The sequence below is a fragment of the Absiella sp. AM29-15 genome (assembly GCF_003434225.1).
Taxonomy (GTDB): Bacteria; Bacillota_I; Bacilli_A; order Erysipelotrichales; family Erysipelotrichaceae; genus Hoskinsella; species Hoskinsella hominis.
Genome location: NZ_QVFL01000001.1, coordinates 202,718 through 221,485, shown reverse-complemented (window position 1 = coordinate 221,485; position 18,768 = coordinate 202,718). Strand labels below are relative to the sequence as shown.

Below are 18,768 nucleotides of genomic sequence, written 5' to 3'. Positions count from 1 at the left end.
AGACATGTTAAAAAACAAAAAAATTGGACAAGTTTTTGAAATTGTGATAGACTATAGCATGTTTTCATTAAAGGAGGAACATTCATGAAGTCAAGACGAATCTTATTATTCGCTTTATTCACCTGTGTTTTCGCTTTATATGGATGTGTCAGTTCTGTATCAGAATCTGCTTCGCAAAGAAGCCTGACAGTCAATATCGACAAGATGACATTGAAGAATGTATCAGATAACAGTATGTTGCTGCCTATTAGAAAAGACAGCGTACAAAAAGAAGATATTATGCGTGTGATTAATGGAACGTATAATGATCAGCCAAGAGTTAGAAATTTAGGTGGTCAGCTTTCCACAAAGATCGCCATGGAGCAAGTAGCGAAAGACTACAAAAAACAGGTCAGAGAAAAACAGAAGAAATTAGAAGAAGAAAAGAAAAAAGCTGAAGCATTAAAGAAACAGAAAGAGGAAGAAGAAGCTTCTACCTTCGTAGGGAAACTTACAACTTATGGAGTAGACTGTTACGGCTGTTCATTTTCAAATGGACGAGGCAGTACAGCAACAGGTATCGCTCTGGATATGTATCAGGGTGTACAACAGGCAGATGGAAGCTTTCAGCCTGGTATCAAATATGGCAACTATTATGTAGTAGCTGCAGATCCTGGCATTCCAATGTATTCTATTTTGAAAATCAGCAACCATGGATTGAGTGGCAGTGGGATATCTTTAGATGAACCATTCTATGCAATCGTATTGGATCGTGGCGGTGCCATTTATGGAGGACACTTAGATTTATATATCGGAAGTGAATCTTCAGGTGCTGTTCAGCATGTATTACAAACAACACCAAAGGTACAAATTGTACGTTCCGGTGCTTAATTAAAGAACCTGTGCATATTCTGCACAGGTTTTTCACAGTTGTCAGGAAGATTACGCGATAAGCATGGATATCCAATAGATTTGTGCTATAATAAAACAGCAAAAGGAGGCGCACGATATGGAATTTGTTGAATTAACGGAAAATGAATTTGCACAATTCGCGCTGCATCATGAATTAAATAACCTCTGGCAGACTACCCAGATGGCAAAGATGCGTGAACAGCGTGGTTTTCATACATATTATGTAGGGGTAAAAGAAGATGGAAACATCATCGCAGGCAGTATGCTATCCGCATTGCCTGTGTTTATGGGTTATGAAATGGTTCAATTATTAAGAGGACCACTGATTGATTTTAAAAATAAAGCTTTATACACGTTCTTTCATGATCATCTGGTTGAATTTTTAAAAGCCCGTAAATGCATGTACTTTCATATTGATCCTTATTTGCCTTATAAAGAAAGAGATTTAGAAGGGGAATTGGTTGAAGGTGGCTTTGACAACAGTGATGTTGTGGATATGCTATTAGATTTAGGTTATCAACATGAAGGCTTTACTCGTGGTATTGATTTATCAAGAGAACCTAGATGGATCTATACGATCAATCTGAAGGATAAAACACCTGATGAAGTATTAAAACAGATGGAACGTAAAACACTTCGTTCTGTCAAAAAGGCATTGAAGTATAACATTCAGGTCAATGAATTAGACCGTGATCATATTTCTGTGTATGAAGAAGTTATCCAGAAAACTGGAGAACGTAGAGGATTTCAGGGACGTGATGAAGAATATCATAAACGTTTATATGATTTCTATCATCCTGAAGGATATATTAAATTTTTATGTGCTACCCTTGATTTAGAGGATTATAAGAAAGATTTATATAAAGACTTGGAAACCAATACCAAACAGCGTGATACTTGCGCAAAACGTTTGGAAACACAAGAGAGTCCAAAGATTCAAAAGAAGATGGAGCTTGCACAGGAACAAATTGATCAGTTAAACGAAAAACTGAAAGAAGCGGATGAATTGATCCAAAGCGATGGACAGGTGTTGACACTGGCCAGCGGTGTTTTCTTTACCTATGGCAGAGAAGTATTGTGTTTGATGAGTGGTGTATATGAAAAATACATGCGCTTTGCCTCACCTTATGCGATGCATTGGAAGATGATGAATTACGCAATAGAACATGGTATGGAACGTTATAATTTATATGGTATGAGTGGAAACTTTGATCCACAGGCAGAAGATTATGGTGTCTATCTGTTTAAGAAAGGCTTCCAGGGAGAAATCCAGGAGTTGATTGGGGACTTTGATTATATCGTGAATCCAAAAATGTATCGTTTATATCAGAGCCTGCGTAATGTAAAACATAAAATCAAAGGTGAATAGTGAATGAAAGAACCGTATATCGTGCGGTTCTTTTTTAGGGTAGCTGTAATTATGTAGGGCGCATTTTTTTCACTTCCTTCATTTTTCTTTTCCAACATGTGCGAATAGTTCTTTCAATTTTTCCATAGATAAGCTAAAATAGGGGAGAGTGTGGTGTATAAATATGAAAATAAAAGAAATTATTGTATGTGAAGGAAAAAATGACACAAACGTATTACAGAGCTATCTGGAATGCGATACCATAGAAACCCATGGCACAAGCCTTGGAGAAGAAGTCTTTCGACAAATCGAACAGGCGCAAAAAACCCGTGGGGTAATTATCTTTACAGATCCAGATCATCCAGGGGAACAAATCAGAACGGCAATCAATCAGCGTATCCCAGGCTGTAAAAATGCCTTTATCGATGTACATAAGGCAAAGACACCGAAAAAAGTAGGTGTGGAGCATGCGAATAAACAAGATATCCTGGAAGCATTAAATAATCTGATGACCTATGATGAAGAAATAAAAGAAACATTGTCCTATGAGGATTATATCGATTTAGGCTTTCAGGGAAGATGTGACAGTGGACAAAGACGTGAAGAAATCGCACGTCGTTTATATCTTGGAAAACCAAACGCAAAAACACTGTTTAAACGTTTGAATATGCTACAGCTGGATAAGGCACAGATTGAAAAAATGTTAGAAGAAAGCGAGAACGAACATGAATAAACCCATTGCGACACCTTCCAGAACAAAGGAAATATTGGCAAAACATGATATGTTCGCAAAGAAAAACTATGGACAAAACTTTTTAGTAGATGCAGGAGTCGTAGAAAAAATCGCCAGAGATGCGATGGTTTCTGATCACTGTGTTGCCATTGAAATCGGTCCTGGTATTGGTGCTTTGACACAATACTTATGTGAATATGCGAAAAAAGTCATTTCTTTTGAAATTGATGAGCGATTACCATCCGTTCTTGCGGATACTTTAAGTGAATATGATAACTTTACTCTGGTCATGGAAGACTTTTTGAATATTGATTTAAAATCCTATGTGGAACAATATACCGCACAGGGCTATGATGTAGTCATTGCGGCGAATCTGCCATACTATATCACAACACCAATCCTGTTTAAAATATTTGAATCCAATGCGCCTGTATCTGCGATTACGGTTATGATGCAGAAGGAAGTAGCGGATCGTTTCCATGCATCTGTGAATACAAAAGAATATAATGCATTAAGCATTGTGACACAATATCGCTGTCATGTGAAAAATGTCATGAAGGTGCCAAAGAATGTCTTTATGCCAAAACCAAATGTAGACAGTGCCGTATTGCAGTTTACCTTCAAAGAAAAAGATGCATCTATCAATGAAGAAGCATTCTTTGAACTTGTAAAGGGCTGCTTCAAACAGCGAAGGAAAACCATTTTGAATAACTTTGGCGAATATCTGGGTGATAAAACAAAGGCAAAAGAAGTATTGCAACATGCGGGTGTAGATGAAAAACGCCGGGCAGAAAGTTTAACAATTGATGAATTCAAACATTTATATGAGGTATGTATCCATGAAAATTGAAGCACATGCGAAAGTAAATCTTAGTTTAAATGTCGTAAGAAAAAGAGATGATGGCTATCATGAATTAGAAATGATTATGGTACCACTCACCCTTCATGATGATGTAACAGTGGAATTAAGTGAACAGGACAGTTACAGCTGTAATATAGAAGGCTTGGCGATTGATGAATCGAATACCGTTGTCAAGGCAGTAAAGTTAATGAAAGATACCTATGGCATCAAAGAACATTTTCATGTCCATATGGAAAAACATATTCCAATGCAGGCAGGATTAGCTGGTGGAAGTGCAGATGGTGCTGCTGTAATGAAAGGCATCCACGCATTGCTTGATTTAAAGGTTCCTGTAAGTGAATTAAGTATGTTGTCAAAACAAGTGGGAGCGGATGTGCCATTTTGTGTATATGATACCCCGGCTGTTGTGAAAGGGATTGGAGAAGATGTAACACCGATCAATTGTCAACTAGACTTTGAAATCCTGCTGGTAAAACCACAGGAGGGAGTACCGACTGGCAAAGCATTCTCTATGATTGATTTTCAAACCTGTGAACATCCAGATTATCGCAAAGTCCAACACGCTATGGAAACAGGAGATTATAAAGCCTTTTGTGAAAGCTTAGGCAATACCCTTGAACAACCGGCATTTCAAATCGTACCTTTAATCAAAGATATCAAACAAGAGCTGTTAGGTATGGGATTTGATGGTGTCTTGATGTCAGGCAGTGGCAGTACCGTGTTTGCGATTAGCAAGGATCATGCTTTGATAGAAGAAGCATATCATAAATATGATAAAGAAGGATACTTTGTATATAAGACGAAGATCATTGGATAAGGCGATATTCTCGCCTTATTTTCTTAAGGATTCTTAAAAGTGAAGCAAAAATAAAACACAAAACAAAAACATGCGTTATAATGATGTTGAAATGAGGGATCACCATGAACTATAAGATATTAATTGTAGATGATAACCCAGAAATCCGCGAAGTCGTCAATGTGCTGTTAAGCAATGAAGGCTATATGATCGAAGAAGCCTGTGATGGTTTTGAGGCAATAAAAAAAGCCAATGACAAAGACCTGATCATATTGGATATCATGATGCCCAATATGGATGGCTTTGAGGTATGTCAAAAGATAAGAGAAACAAACAATGCGCCAATTCTATTTCTGACTGCCAAAAGTATGGAACAAGATAAGACGCAGGGTTTTTTATGCGGTGGAGATGACTACCTGCCAAAACCATTTAGTTATGGAGAACTGCTTGGCAGAGTAAAAGCACTTTTGCGCCGGTATACAGTCTATAAAGGCAAGGAAGTCAAAAAACAGGAAAACATATTGGAAATGTATAATCTGAAAGTAGATTTAGATAAAAACCAAGTATACCTGAATGATGAAAAAGTGATGTTGACAGACTTAGAATATCGCATTCTTGTCTTATTGATGAAACAGCCGAAAAAGACATTTTCCAATCAGGAGTTATACGAAAATGTATGGGATGAATCCTATTTATATACCGCAAACAATACCATTATGGTCCATATTAGAAATTTAAGAAAAAAGCTGAAAATAAACCCACAAAGTCCTTTATATATCAAAACAGTATGGGGAAAGGGGTACCGTTTTGAGTAAACATATGATGAAACTGAGCTATAAGTTTCTAATGGTTGTTGTGTTGTCCTTTTTAGGATCTGTGCTGTTGTTTTACATCCTGTTTGCGAATCGATATCGGGCCATGGATTTTTATATCGCAAATTATACGGATTTAAAAAGTCCGGCTGAACAAATAGATGATATGCAGAAGAAAATCACGGAAACCAGAATATCGCGAAAAGATAAAAAAGCAATTTTAGAGCTAATGAAACAATATCCATCGTTATCTATGCAGTTATATAGTAATGATCGAGAATATATCGCAGATCATATCCTAAGTGATGAAGGAATTTCTATCAATACACGTTCTGTCTGGGTGGAATTATACTATCCAGAGGAGAAAGATTTTCAATTAAAGTTTTATGATGGAGATTGTTACCTGATTGTGCAGTCCTATCAGGGTATGACCTTTATTATGATATATCTATTCGTATCCTCTACCATTGCTTTGGGATTGTTCTTTAGTATTACAATACATTTTGTACGTAAAAAAATGAAGTACGTACTACGGTTGGAAAATGAAATGAAGCTGATTGAAAGTGGTGATCTTCAACATCAGATAGAATGCGTTGGCAATGATGAAATAGGCTCCCTTGCTACACAGCTCGATCATTTAAGGGTTGCGTTAAAAGAAAATATGGAGAAAGAAAGTGAAGCACGAAAGGCAAATGAAGAGTTGATTACTACCATGAGCCATGACTTGCGTACACCTTTGACCTCACTTATGGGATATCTTGATATTCTGGAAATGAAAATCTATAAAAATGAAGCAGATCATGATGCCTATATTGAAAAATGTAAACAAAAAGCGGAACAAATCAAAACCATGTCTGATCGATTATTTACACATTTCTTTGTCTATGCACAAGATGATGATATATTATTAGTAGATATCCCCACCCAGCAAATCAAAGAAACCTTGTCTAATTGTTGTTTGGAATTAATGAGTTCTGATTTTCAAGTAGAAGAAACATATTGTGAGGAGGATGGTATCCTTCAGGGAGATATGGGATTAATCGATCGTATCTTTGATAATATCTTTTCTAATGTGATAAAATATGCCCAGAAAGAGCAAGTAAAGGTAGCATTGTTTATCGAAGAAAATAAACTGCACATTCAAGTAAAAAATCAAAAGAAAATGAATCAGTTTAAAGAAGAAAGTACCTGTATTGGCACAAAGAGTATGGATAAAATGATACGGCAAATGAATGGAAAAATCATTATAAATGATGAAGAATCCACTTATTGTGTAGAGTGTATGATTCCACTAAAAAAATAGAAGAAAAGCAATAAGCCCATTGTGATTAAGGAAAATCCTGAAAAAAATAGTAAAAATTTTGCAGGTATCGACAGAAATCGCTAATAAATAGGCATATTGCCTTTTTTTTATGGACGATTTTTGATAGAATAGTAATGATGGAGGCGTGTGAAATGAAATCAGCAATCGTATTAGCTGCCGGCAAAGGCACAAGAATGAAATCTGACTTATGCAAGGTGATGCATCCAGTAAGTAACAAGCCAATGATTGGTCATATTATTACAAGTCTGAAAAAAGCAGGCGTTGAAAATATCGTCGTTGTTGTTGGCCATGGGGCTGAAAGTGTAAAAGAATATTTAAAAGATGATGTACAATATGCATTACAGGAACCACAACTTGGGACTGGACATGCAGTTATGCAGGCAAATGCATTAGAGGGAAAAGATGGGGATACCATCGTATTATGCGGTGATGGACCATTGATTCAGCCAGAAACAATTCAGGCTGCATTTGAAGCAAACAAAGATCACACATGTACTGTTTTAACAGCAGTATTACCAGATGGAGAACGTTATGGCAGAATCGTGCGTAATCCTAATGGACAGGTAGAAAAAATCGTAGAAGCAAAAGACTGTACTGCAGAAGAACTGGAAATTAAAGAAATCAATACTGGTTTATTCTGTTTCAAAAACAAAGATTTATTTGAAGGCTTAAAGAAAATAAAAAACGAAAATGCTCAGAATGAATATTATCTAACAGATTTGGTTGAGATATTTCATAACGAGGGAAAAAGTGTTAATGCTATGATTGTGGAAGATCCAGATGAAACCATGGGTGTCAACGATCGTTTAGATTTAGCAAAAGCACAAAAATGGATGAAATTACATGTAAATCAAAAACACATGTTAAATGGAGTAACCATTATTGATCCAGAAAACACTTATATTGATGTCGATGTAGAAATCGGACAAGATACTGTGATTTATCCGAATGTATTCATTGAAGGAGATACAAAGATTGGTAAAAACGTTACCATTCTGCCAAATTCTTTCCTTCGCAATGCAACAATCGCAGATGATGTAGTTATTGATTCCAGCAAGATTGTTGAAAGCAAGGTTGGAAAAGGAACAACTGTTGGGCCTATGTCCCATTTAAGAAACAATACGGAAATCTGTGAAAACTGCCGTATTGGAAACTTTGTGGAATTTAAGAATTCCCACTTTGGAAACGGAAGTAAATGCGCGCATTTAACATATATTGGGGACAGTGACTTTGGAGAAAAGATCAATGTCGGCTGTGGTGTGGTTACTGTTAACTACGATGGTAAAAACAAATATCGTACAACAGTAAAAGATGGTGCATTTATTGGAAGTAACTGTAACCTGATTGCCCCTGTGACAATTGGAGAAAACGTGTTACTGGCAGCGGGATCTACAATCACTGATTCAGTAGATGATGGTGATATGGGTATCGCTAGAGCTAGACAGTCCATTAAAAAAGGATATGGAACGAAGTACAAAAACAAATAGGAAAGGAACAGGTAGAGTTAGTACAATGGAAAAGAAAACAGTAGTTTTTGCGTTAACATCAAGTGTAGGATTAGCAAATGAAATCGTAAGTCAGTTAGGTATTCCTTTAGGACAATGCGATGTAAAACATTTCTCTGATGGAGAAATCATGGTAGAATTAGGAGAATCTGTACGTGGTAAAAACGTATATATCGTACAGTCTACATGTGCACCAGTAAGCAGCAACATTATGGAAGTATTGATTGCGATTGATGCATGTAAACGTGCTAGTGCAGCACATATCTCTGTTGTCATGCCATACTTTGGATATGCAAGACAGGATAGAAAAGCAAAAGCAAGACAGCCAATCACTTCAAAACTGATTGCTGACCTGTTAGAAACAGCAGGAGCTAACCGTGTAATTACAATGGAACTGCACGCAACTCAGATTCAGGGATTCTTCGATATTCCTGCAGATGATATCAGTGCAATTCCTATCATTGGAAAATATTTCAAAGATTTAAATCTTAAGGATGTTGTTGTTGTATCACCAGACCACGGTGGAACAACACGTGCAAGAAAACTTGCTGAAATTCTACATGCACCACTGGCTATTATCGACAAACGTCGTCCAAAACCAAATGTAGCAGAAGCAATGAACATCATTGGGGATGTTGATGGCAAAGTAGCAATCATGGTTGACGATATCGTTGATACTGCAGGAACACTTACAGCTGGTATCAAGATGCTGTATGATAAAGGCGCAACTGCTGTATACGCTAGCTGCGTACACGGTGTATTATCAGGTCCTGCAATCGAACGTTTGAAAGCAGCGAAACTGGCTGGATTCATCTGTACAAACACAATTGAAAACAATGAAAAAGCTGCACAATACCCTGAAATGAAGGTATTATCTGTTGGTCCAGTACTTGGTGAAGTTATCAAGGCAATGGAAGAAAACAGAGCAGTAAGTGACATTGTTGCTCGCTACGCTGAATAAGAAATAGAAAGGACAATATATGCTGGAACATTACATAGAACTATTTTTGCCCGAAATCGTATCCATTTTGGAAATCATGGGTATTATTGTCATTAGTGTTGGTTGTTTAAAAGCCTTTTATCACTATATGAAAGCATATCTGACAAATAAAAATTACCCTTTACGAATTGAATTAGCAAATGCTCTGGCATTAGGTCTGGAATTTAAAATGGGAGCGGAGATTTTAAAAACCGTTCTTGTGAGAAGTATGAATGAAATATTCATACTTGGCGCAATTATCCTGTTACGTGCGTTGTTATCACTGATGATTCATTTTGAAATCAAAGCAGAGAACTCACATGCCTCAGGAGAGCATAGTGCAAATGATTATTAATGAAAGATAAGGCGATATGCAGTGCATGATCGCTTTTCTTTTTTAGATTACAGTTATGTATAGCTATCGTTCGCGTTTGCGTTCGCGTTCGCGACCGCGTTCACGAACGCTGCGAACGACATGTTTTATTAAAACTTATACAAAAAATATCCTGCTTGATGTATAAACAGGATATTTTTTTAGTTATTTTTCATTTTATAAGATTAGTTTGAAACATCTTGCCAATCATTTGTTTTTGATATATCAATAAATGCTAGATTGCCATCTTTAATAGCAACTTTTCCAGTACCTGTTTGTTTAATGTAATTATTAGAATCAAATCCATTATTTCCAAAATTATATCGTGTAACCTGGATAGACTGCCCATTCATTTCTTTAGTTATTTTTTGAGAAATTGTAATGGATCGAAGATTATTAGCATTATATATACGAAAACTAATATCAGAGGTATCATATCCAAGGCTATTTAGCATTTCTTTGATTGGTTGTCCATAATTACTACCTTCAGAATCAATACTATTAGCATTAGCATGATCTGTGAAATAGGAAGATATTATCTCGTTTATCTTTGTATTCGTTAACATGGTATTTATGATACGATCATAAGCAACTTTGGCATTTTCTAATTTATCTTTTACTTCAAATGACTGCTTTTCATCATCATAATAGATATAGCGATTATTAATATGAAGGATAAAATCACCGCTATTGTCCTTTTTCTTATTAAGTTCTAGGGAAATCAGTTCACCATCTACTTGTGATTCTTCCATAATTTCATCAATATATTTATCCAAAGACGATAATTCATTATTTGCACAAAGCTGAGTACCCTTTGTCTTAGCCGCAAGCAAAACACTGCGTGCTTCGGTTAAAAGCTGTGCATCCTTTGCTTTGGATACATATCCCATGATGGAAGGGATCGTAATCGCAAGCAGGATGCCGACAATCAATAAAACGACGATGATCTCAATCAAAGTGAATCCTTGTTCCTTCTTTTTCATAAGCATCAGCTCCTACTTCTAATGTAACATAAATGTGATAATGAATGTAGTCTTTTGAGTGAAGAAATTCTTAAAAAACCTGATGTTATTGTGATGTGATGACATTTGTACACAAATGATAAACAAAATGAAAAATAATGTAACCAAAATGTAAATTGTGATAAAAGTATATTGACTTTTCACTTCTTTTCATATATCATATACTACACATGGGGAATAAAAACCGTAGAGATGGAAAAAGTGTGATACAAGCGCGCAAAGAGAGTAGGGAATGGTGAGAACCTATCGTAAGCAGTATGGCACATGGGCCATTAAGGGAGAATAGAAATGGCAGTAGCCAGAGTATAGGACACGTTTGTTCACGTTACGAACATTGAGTGGATTTCTTTTTAGAAATCAAGTCAGGTGGCACCGCAGGCAGTATAAGCTTGTCCTTGATCTGTTTTCAGACAGGACAAGTTTTTTTGTCACTAAGCCAACCAATATGGGAGCCTGGAGTTCAGCATGATCCTTGCTCCCATACGATCTATCAGAATTCATCCTAACACGATTAAACTCTGAGATGCCCATATTACTTTGATTGTGAACACATTCCTGATAGTCGCACAGCAATCATTTCAGTAATACTCAGATTAAGATATAGTGAAATACCCCTTCTATCACGAATTCTGATAATCTACTACCATCCACATGCTGAACCACATAAGGCTTATCCGATGTACTGACGTTTTAATAAGCAGATTGGCGCTTTATCCGATTCTTCCTCAAAATAAGATATATGCCAAGATATCCCCTGCTTCTATACAAAAATATCATTCAACCTCGACTTTACATGTATAGGAAAACGTAGTACATCTGGAAATGCCCATAGCCTATGGGTAAACGATGGTATATGTAAAAAATAAAGCAATGTTTCTCTTATTGAGCAGCATTGCTTTTTTTCGTATGATTAGTATAATTCAATCTCTTTTCTTGTTTCACAAGCTTTCTTCAACTTTAAGACAGCGCCCTTTAAGATTATAGGATTTAAGGCTCTGGCGTGTGTTGGACAAATGGTAATACAGCGTATACAGCTAATACATTTATTCTTATCTGTTGTGGAAGGGTTCATTGGATCAATGGCTTCTACTGGACATTCAATGGCACATTTTCCACATGCGATACAAGAACTGTTTGCTTTTGGTACCATAGGAATTGCGTGAAATTCTTTATATGGATGATTGCCGGGTACTTGTACCTGTAATGCTTTTTTCTGTTGTAAAGATGATTGCAGGTTTGCTAGATAGGCATCCATCTTTTTGAAATCTTCTGCATCAGGTCGATTAGCGCCAAACTGATGCATGATAGAATGTTCACAGACCACTGCCATAGCACCAACTGTGATAAATCCATGCTGCTCTACAAAATCTTTTAATTCGATTAAAGTATCCTCCTGTGCCCGGTTTCCGAAGGTCACAACCAATAAACAAGGTGTTTGATTGCCATTAAGCTCTTTAAACTTTTCTAACGCAACCGCAGGTACCCTGCCACCAAAGGAAGGAACTGCAAAGATTGCTAAATCATCACTTGATAATGATACATTAGAATAACTCCCGTGAGCTGTTAGATTGTGCATGACACCAGGATATTCTATCTTTTCGATAATGTGCTGGCATACCTGCATGGTGTGATTGGCAGGACTAAAACAAAAAACATGTGCTTCTTTTAATTCCATAAGACTTCTCCTCTTTCCTAGTTCTGAAAAATCGATTGTATAAACTTTTCAGGTCCTTTTCTATATAATACTTGAACACCTTTCTGCCCATATTCCCGATAAATATCATCAAAATAAAACATTCCGGCAGCTGTTGGAAACTGATTCCATAAATCACCAGATGTGGCAGCTATTAATATCTTATGCTGCATCGCTTTATTTTCAACATCACATGCGCCAGCAAGAGAACCAAATGCTTTTTCTTTATAAGGTTCATATTTTTCTGTATAAAAACGATAATCTTTAACATGTTCATTCCAAGCCAGAAAATTAGATAAGCCATGACAGAATGTAAAATAATCCAAAATATCCAAATAACGCCCACTTTCTAAAGGGTAATCATGATGGATACATAATTTACTGATTTCTTTTGTCAGATAATTCTGCATGATATATACCATTTGTGAAACGATTGGTGTATAATCTGCGATATGAATTAAGTCCATTAAGATATAGACTTCATTTTCTGTTTTACAAACACGATTGCCATTTGTGCCAACGACTGGCAAAAGGATAAGCTGATCAAGCAAAGGATGATTTTCTTTAAAAAGTACCTTCCATAATTCATGATTAAATACAGGGAATTCTTCTACAATTGTTTCTAATTGAGATAACAGCTCCATAACCACATCTTTCCTTTTTTTATCTGGCGTTTTATAATTATTTAATAAAGGAAATGCTTTACAGTTTTCAATATCATGATCATTTAAAAACGCTTGTATAATTTCATTATTCATTTTCATAATGTCACCCCTTTATATTATTGTAACACGTTTTCGTTTAAGAATAAAACATATGTGCATACTAAGAACAGGTGATAAGGATGAATAAAAAAACATTTCAAAAAGTATTGATCGCATGTGTGGGTTTTCTTATCTTTGTGACGTTTATGGCTGTGATATTTCACCATTTTGCGGATACGAAGGATGAACCAGTTAGCGCAAAACCTAATAAAGTAGTTTATCTGACATTTGATGATGGACCAAGTAAAAACACAAAAGCAGTATTAAGAATATTAAAACATTATGATGTCCATGCGACATTCTTTGTGACAGGTCAATTTCCGGAATATGAGTCTTTGATTAAAGATGAATTTAAACAAGGCAATGCGATTGGTGTACATACCTATTGTCATGATTATGCGACTATTTACGCTAGTAGTGAAGCATATTTTAAGGATATTGATAAAGCCAATGAAATGATTAAACGGCAAACGGGGATGACTTCTCCATTACTTCGTTTTCCAGGTGGCACAAGTAATACAGTATCAAGGAAATATTGCGATGGTATCATGTCAACTTTATCAAAAGAAGCGATTGAAAAGGGTTATCAATACTATGATTGGAATGCAGAAAATGGTGATGGAAATTCATCTCTGGATAAGGATACATTAATTCATACGGCATTAAAAGAAGTAGAAGGAAAAGACAGTGTTATGATGTTGATGCATGATGGCGGTGGAAATGAGGCAACTGTAAAGGCACTACCAACGATTATTAAGAATTTAAAGAAACAAGGATATGAATTTAAAGTGATTGATGCGACAACTCCGGTATTTCATCATCATATCGCAAATTAATAATCATGAGTGTTTAGGCTATTGATATAGCCTTTTTTATTATGAATGTGGTACAATAACACTTGATAACGAGGTGAAGCATATGTTACAGGATACCATAGCAGCAATATCTACAGCAGCAGTCGATGGGGCTATTTCCATTATTCGTATGAGTGGAGATGATGCCATCAGAATCGCAAATATCTTATGTAGTATTGATTTAACAAAGAAAGAAAGTCATACAATATCGTATGCATTTATCATAGATCCTTTCACAAAGGAAGCAGTTGATGAAGTATTAGTTTCTGTATTCAAAGCACCAAAGACGTATACAATGGAGGATATTGTAGAGATCAATTGTCATGGCGGTCGTTTTATCACAAAGAAAATTTTACAGTTATGTTTGATGCAGGGGGCTCGCCTTGCTGAACCAGGGGAATTTACAAGACGTGCATTCCTGCATGGCAGAATTGATTTAACCCAGGCAGAAGCCGTGAATGATATGATACAAGCCACAACCAATGAAAACAGCAGACTTGCAATACGTGGAATCAAAGGCAGTGTCAAGAAACTGTTGGATCCATTAATTGAAAACATCTTAGATATTATTGCGAATATTGAGGTAAATATTGATTATCCTGAATATGATGATGTAGAGCAGTTAACCAATGAAGTTGTTTTACCAAAAGCAGCCGCATGGATGGGGAAAATTGATGAGATACTTGATCGTGCACAAAGTGGGCAGATCATGAAGGAAGGTATTAAAACAGCAATTGTTGGAAAACCTAATGTTGGGAAAAGCAGCCTGTTAAACGCTTTATTGGAAGAAGATAAGGCGATTGTGACAGATGTCGCAGGGACTACCCGGGATATTGTGGAAGGTCATATTCATCTAGAAGGACTTACCTTGAATTTGATTGATACAGCAGGTATAAGGGAAACCGAGGATGTTGTGGAGAAGATTGGTATCGAGCGTAGTATTCAGGCAATTGAACAGGCACAACTGGTAATTCTTGTATTGGATGCATCAAGAGAATTGGATGAACAGGATCAAGAACTTTTATCAATGACAAAAGATAAAACTAGAATTATCGTTTATAATAAGACGGATTTAAAACAAGTAGAAAATCATATAGCGATCAGCGCAGAGAAAAAAGATATAGAACCGCTTGTGAAAGAAATTCATCGTTTATTTGATAAACATCAGATTGCGATGGAAGTACCAACACTTGCCAATGAGCGCCAGATATCCTTAATGTTACGTGCAAAACAAAGTATGGCACAGGCAATAGAAGCATTAAATGCAGGTATGGAATTGGATATGGTGGAAATTGATATACAGGATGCATATACGTCTTTAAAAGAGATATTAGGAGAAGTGCATCGAGAAGATTTATTAGATACGTTATTCTCAAACTTTTGTTTGGGTAAATAGTTATTTTAGATATCAATATTGATACTTCTAATCAAGAGTATTATGGTTGTGCAAAAGAATATCGAAAGATATAAGAATGGGAATGGTGGTGAGGCTCCATTCCTTTTTTATACATTAACTTCATGTACAAAGTAGTGATAGAATAACTGTTATTTAAACATTTCTAAAATGTTGGTATTCAAATTGATGTTGTATCCTTGCAATGGTATAATGAAGGCGAAAAGATACATTCTAAATAAAAGAAAGAAGGGATATCCTATGAATTATTCATTAATAGATACACATTGTCATATTACATGTGATGAATTATATAGTCATATTTATGAAGTTTTAATGAATGCAAAATATCATCATGTGGAACGAATGTTGATTGTCTGCATTGATTGGAAAAGTTTTGAACGAGCAAAAGAATTAAAACAAAGAGAAGATATTTTTGATATCGCAATGGGGTTTCATCCAAGTGACTTATATGATTTTACTGAACATGATTATGAACGTTTGGAACAGGTGCTCGCAAATGATGAAGTTGTAGCATTAGGTGAAATTGGATTAGATTATCATTGGGATACAGTGAAAAAAGAAGATCAAAAGAAAGGTTTTATTCGCCAAATTGAACTCGCTAATAAATATAAAAAGCCAATTCTTATACATATGCGTGATGCGACACAAGATACACTTGAAATTTTACAGGAGTATGCGAAAACACCATTTTTAATGCATTGTTTTAGTGGCAGTAAAGAAACCGCAAAAATCATTATGCGTATGGGTGGCTATATTTCTTTCGCAGGACCGATTACTTTCAAAAATGCCAATGGTTTATTAGAGGTTCCTGCAGTATGCGATGTACACAAAATATTTGTGGAAACAGATTGTCCATATTTAACACCACATCCACACCGTGGGAAACAGAATGAACCAATGTATGTACAATATACTTTTGAAAAGGTTTGCGAATTGTTGGGCATGGATGAAAAAGATTTAAGTGAACAGATGAAACGAAATTATCAGGAGCTGTTTCATTCAAAGAGATAAGGTTAAAAAAAACAGATGATTTTCATAGATCATCTGTTTTTTGAATGAAAAGATTTACTTGCAAGAAGTAAACAAAAAGCCAAGATTTTCTGCTATTGCGATACAGTTTTTATAAATGAATGCTTTTAGACGTGCAAATGCTACTTTGATTTTCATATCCAGCACCTCTTTTATGGCTGAAATATCATGCCTGTTATCTTCACTTATATCGTACCATAAGAAGTAGTTTAAAGCTATACATACATAAAAAAAGTTACAGAGTATATTTGTAACTTTTTTAGATATGATAAAGCTTATTCTTTATCTTTATCAGGAAGCTCTTTTGTTACGATTTTGGATAACTGAGTTAAGATATCTTCATTTCCATTCAATGTGATACTTTCGACATTTTCTGAAATCTTTTCTAAATACTCTAATTCTTTTAAATGGGATAGTGCTTTACTATCTTCCATCATTTTGGCAGTATCCATCAATGTTTTTGTGGACGCAACATCTGCTTTCTGGGAAATGATAGATGCTTCTGCTTTTTTCTCCGCTATCAAAACAGTATTCATGATATCACGTATTTCATTTGGCAATGTGATATTTGTAATTCCAGCATCACTGATCTCAATAAATAAAGAAGCTCCTTTTTCTTTTAAACGTTTCGCAAATAAATGGTTAATATTTTCTTTCTCATCTATGAATTCTTCAATACGATAGTTTCCAATGAGTTCACGCAGATTTAATTGAATCAATGAGTATAACTGATGTACATAATTGTCAATTTCTGTATAAACTTGAATATAGTCGGTTAGACGATAACGACACACGATATCTAAAGAAATGGTAACTTTGTCTTTGGTCAAAACTTCTTCATCATTGATACGCAGCTGTTTTAAACGTATATCAAAAATATCGACATGTACTTTTGTCTTGGTATTCCAAAAATAATAGGTACCTGCATCTAGAATACAGATAAGTTTATTATCATAGAATAAGCGTGCTTTTTCAAATTGAGACACTTCTATTTTCTGATACAGCGTATCAGGAATTGTATGGAAGATATAGCGTGGTACATCATCACTTACAAGTGGATGTGATATATCGATAATGGTAAAGGTATGTTTTTCCAAGACATTCCAAAATGCATGTTTTCCTGTAGACAGACAGTCTTTGAAAATTCCATCAATGTAATGCAAGGCCAATTCTTCATCTTTCACTTCCATAATTGTGATAAATGGCATCACTTTTTCGTTTTTTATCAATAATTCCATTGGGCAATGGGCAGAAAACACTGGACGTTTCATCCATTGTACCTCTAAATCTACACGTGTCTTTGATTTCCAGAAATAATAAGTACCTGTATCCAATAATGCCTCAAATACGTTATCGTAAAATAAGAAGGCTTTTTCATCCTGTGAGATTTCTTCTTTTTGATAAAGTGATGGATCCAGCAAATCAAAGATATAGCGTGGAATATCATTTGTTGCCATAGGATTTGAGGTATCCACCAGTGTAAATTCATGATGATCAAGCGTATTCCAGAATGCATATTTCCCTGTCGTCAGACATTCTCTAAAAACACCATCCACGAAATGTAATGCAAGTTGTTCATCCTTGACTTCCACCATTGATATATAAGGCGCAAGTTTCTCATTTTTCACAAGCAGTTCTAATGGACAGTTGATGGATTCAACTTGTAGTTTCATGGATAGAATTTCTAAATCAATATTGACTTTCGATTTCCAGAAATAATAGGTGCCGGCATCTAAAATATCCGTTAAGACATGGTCATAAAACAACAACCCTTTTTCATCCTGGTGGATGTCACCTTTGTGAAAAAACTTTTGATCCATTTGATCAAAGATATAGCGTGGGATATCATTTGCGACCATTGGTGTTGAGGTATCCACAATCGTAAATTCATGGAAATCAATGCAGTTCCAATATGCGTATTTTCCAGTTGTTAAACATTCTTTAAATGCACCATTGATAAAATGTAGTGCCAACTGTTCATCCTTTACTTCCACAACGGATGCCTGTGCTTGCAGTTCTGGATCCTTCAATAAGATATCCAAAGAACAGTTTTCTGAGTGAATTGGCTGGTCTAAAGATACGACTTCAATATCGTTATTGCCAAAGATATGATGATTGCCACTTTCCAGCAGTCTTGTAAATTTATTGTTTTTGAATAAAAAACCTTTCTGATTTTCATTAATGATGACTTTCATAAAATTCCTCCCATCATGATTTCTATATGTAGGATTATACTAGAAATTAGAAATGAAAACACGTATATTTTAAAAGTTCCTGTGAAATATGGAAATGGGTTGTAAAAACAAGGCGAATTGTACAGATTTGACTAGTGATTTATGGAAGAAAAAACAGGTGGAATACACCTG

17 protein-coding genes are annotated in these 18,768 nt (G+C 35.5%); 13 read left to right on the top strand and 4 right to left on the bottom strand.

The features are described from left to right. Positions 1-84 precede the first annotated feature (84 nt). The 10 genes from DW761_RS01120 to DW761_RS01075 all read left to right on the top strand — a co-directional run bounded on the left by DW761_RS01120 (position 85) and on the right by DW761_RS01075 (position 9,605). On the top strand, positions 85-870 hold the full coding sequence (locus DW761_RS01120; protein ID WP_178695031.1) for a 3D domain-containing protein: 786 nt from the start codon (positions 85-87) through the stop codon (positions 868-870). A 118-nt stretch (positions 871-988) separates the two neighbouring features. Then, entirely contained in the window at positions 989-2,260 is a 1,272-nt protein-coding gene (locus tag DW761_RS01115; RefSeq protein ID WP_117516177.1) for a peptidoglycan bridge formation glycyltransferase FemA/FemB family protein, read from the top strand. 163 nt (positions 2,261-2,423) lie between these two features. Continuing rightward, positions 2,424-2,972 (top strand): ribonuclease M5, encoded by a 549-nt coding sequence (gene rnmV, locus DW761_RS01110; protein WP_117516176.1) that lies wholly within the window; start codon positions 2,424-2,426, stop codon positions 2,970-2,972. After that, positions 2,965-3,822, top strand: coding sequence for a 16S rRNA (adenine(1518)-N(6)/adenine(1519)-N(6))-dimethyltransferase RsmA (gene rsmA / locus DW761_RS01105; RefSeq protein WP_117454676.1), 858 nt, complete (start codon positions 2,965-2,967; stop codon positions 3,820-3,822). Before rnmV ends, rsmA begins: the two co-directional genes overlap by 8 nt. Next, positions 3,812-4,651 (top strand): 4-(cytidine 5'-diphospho)-2-C-methyl-D-erythritol kinase, encoded by an 840-nt coding sequence (gene ispE / locus DW761_RS01100; protein WP_117516175.1) that lies wholly within the window; start codon positions 3,812-3,814, stop codon positions 4,649-4,651. Before rsmA ends, ispE begins: the two co-directional genes overlap by 11 nt. Positions 4,652-4,755: 104 nt before the next feature. Continuing rightward, entirely contained in the window at positions 4,756-5,445 is a 690-nt protein-coding gene (locus tag DW761_RS01095; RefSeq protein WP_117516174.1) for a response regulator transcription factor, read from the top strand. After that, entirely contained in the window at positions 5,438-6,745 is a 1,308-nt protein-coding gene (locus DW761_RS01090; protein ID WP_117454679.1) for a sensor histidine kinase, read from the top strand. The genes DW761_RS01095 and DW761_RS01090 overlap by 8 nt, the downstream gene beginning before the upstream one ends. 152 nt (positions 6,746-6,897) lie before the next feature. Continuing rightward, on the top strand, positions 6,898-8,253 hold the full coding sequence (gene glmU / locus DW761_RS01085) for a bifunctional UDP-N-acetylglucosamine diphosphorylase/glucosamine-1-phosphate N-acetyltransferase GlmU (protein ID WP_117516173.1): 1,356 nt from the start codon (positions 6,898-6,900) through the stop codon (positions 8,251-8,253). A gap of 25 nt (positions 8,254-8,278) precedes the next feature. Then, entirely contained in the window at positions 8,279-9,232 is a 954-nt protein-coding gene (locus tag DW761_RS01080; RefSeq protein ID WP_117454681.1) for a ribose-phosphate diphosphokinase, read from the top strand. A 19-nt stretch (positions 9,233-9,251) separates the two neighbouring features. Beyond that, positions 9,252-9,605, top strand: a complete 354-nt coding sequence (locus DW761_RS01075; RefSeq protein ID WP_117454682.1) for a DUF1622 domain-containing protein — start codon at positions 9,252-9,254, stop codon at positions 9,603-9,605. 203 nt (positions 9,606-9,808) lie between these two features. Here DW761_RS01075 and DW761_RS01070 read toward each other — a convergent pair whose 3' ends face one another. From DW761_RS01070 to DW761_RS01060, 3 genes are all read right to left on the bottom strand, one after another. Further along, positions 9,809-10,606 carry a type IV pilin protein gene (locus DW761_RS01070; protein WP_158553724.1) on the bottom strand — a complete coding sequence of 266 codons (798 nt, stop codon included), beginning with the start codon at positions 10,604-10,606 and terminating at the stop codon, positions 9,809-9,811. A 949-nt stretch (positions 10,607-11,555) separates the two neighbouring features. Then, positions 11,556-12,320 (bottom strand): 4Fe-4S binding protein, encoded by a 765-nt coding sequence (locus DW761_RS01065; protein ID WP_117516171.1) that lies wholly within the window; start codon positions 12,318-12,320, stop codon positions 11,556-11,558. 17 nt (positions 12,321-12,337) lie between these two features. Next, positions 12,338-13,102, bottom strand: coding sequence for a hypothetical protein (locus DW761_RS01060; protein WP_117516170.1), 765 nt, complete (start codon positions 13,100-13,102; stop codon positions 12,338-12,340). Between the two features lie 80 nt (positions 13,103-13,182). On the opposite strand from DW761_RS01060, the gene DW761_RS01055 reads away from it, so the two are divergent. The 3 genes from DW761_RS01055 to DW761_RS01045 all read left to right on the top strand — a co-directional run bounded on the left by DW761_RS01055 (position 13,183) and on the right by DW761_RS01045 (position 16,384). Then, complete coding sequence (locus DW761_RS01055; RefSeq protein ID WP_117516169.1) at positions 13,183-13,938, top strand: polysaccharide deacetylase family protein; 756 nt, start codon at positions 13,183-13,185, stop codon at positions 13,936-13,938. A gap of 82 nt (positions 13,939-14,020) precedes the next feature. After that, positions 14,021-15,352, top strand: a complete 1,332-nt coding sequence (mnmE, locus tag DW761_RS01050) for a tRNA uridine-5-carboxymethylaminomethyl(34) synthesis GTPase MnmE (protein ID WP_117516168.1) — start codon at positions 14,021-14,023, stop codon at positions 15,350-15,352. A 258-nt stretch (positions 15,353-15,610) separates the two neighbouring features. After that, on the top strand, positions 15,611-16,384 hold the full coding sequence (locus tag DW761_RS01045) for a TatD family hydrolase (RefSeq protein WP_117454688.1): 774 nt from the start codon (positions 15,611-15,613) through the stop codon (positions 16,382-16,384). A 293-nt stretch (positions 16,385-16,677) separates the two neighbouring features. Here the strand turns inward: DW761_RS01045 and DW761_RS01040 are convergent, their stop codons facing one another. Next, entirely contained in the window at positions 16,678-18,597 is a 1,920-nt protein-coding gene (locus tag DW761_RS01040) for an SPFH domain-containing protein (RefSeq protein ID WP_117516167.1), read from the bottom strand. Positions 18,598-18,768 lie beyond the last annotated feature (171 nt).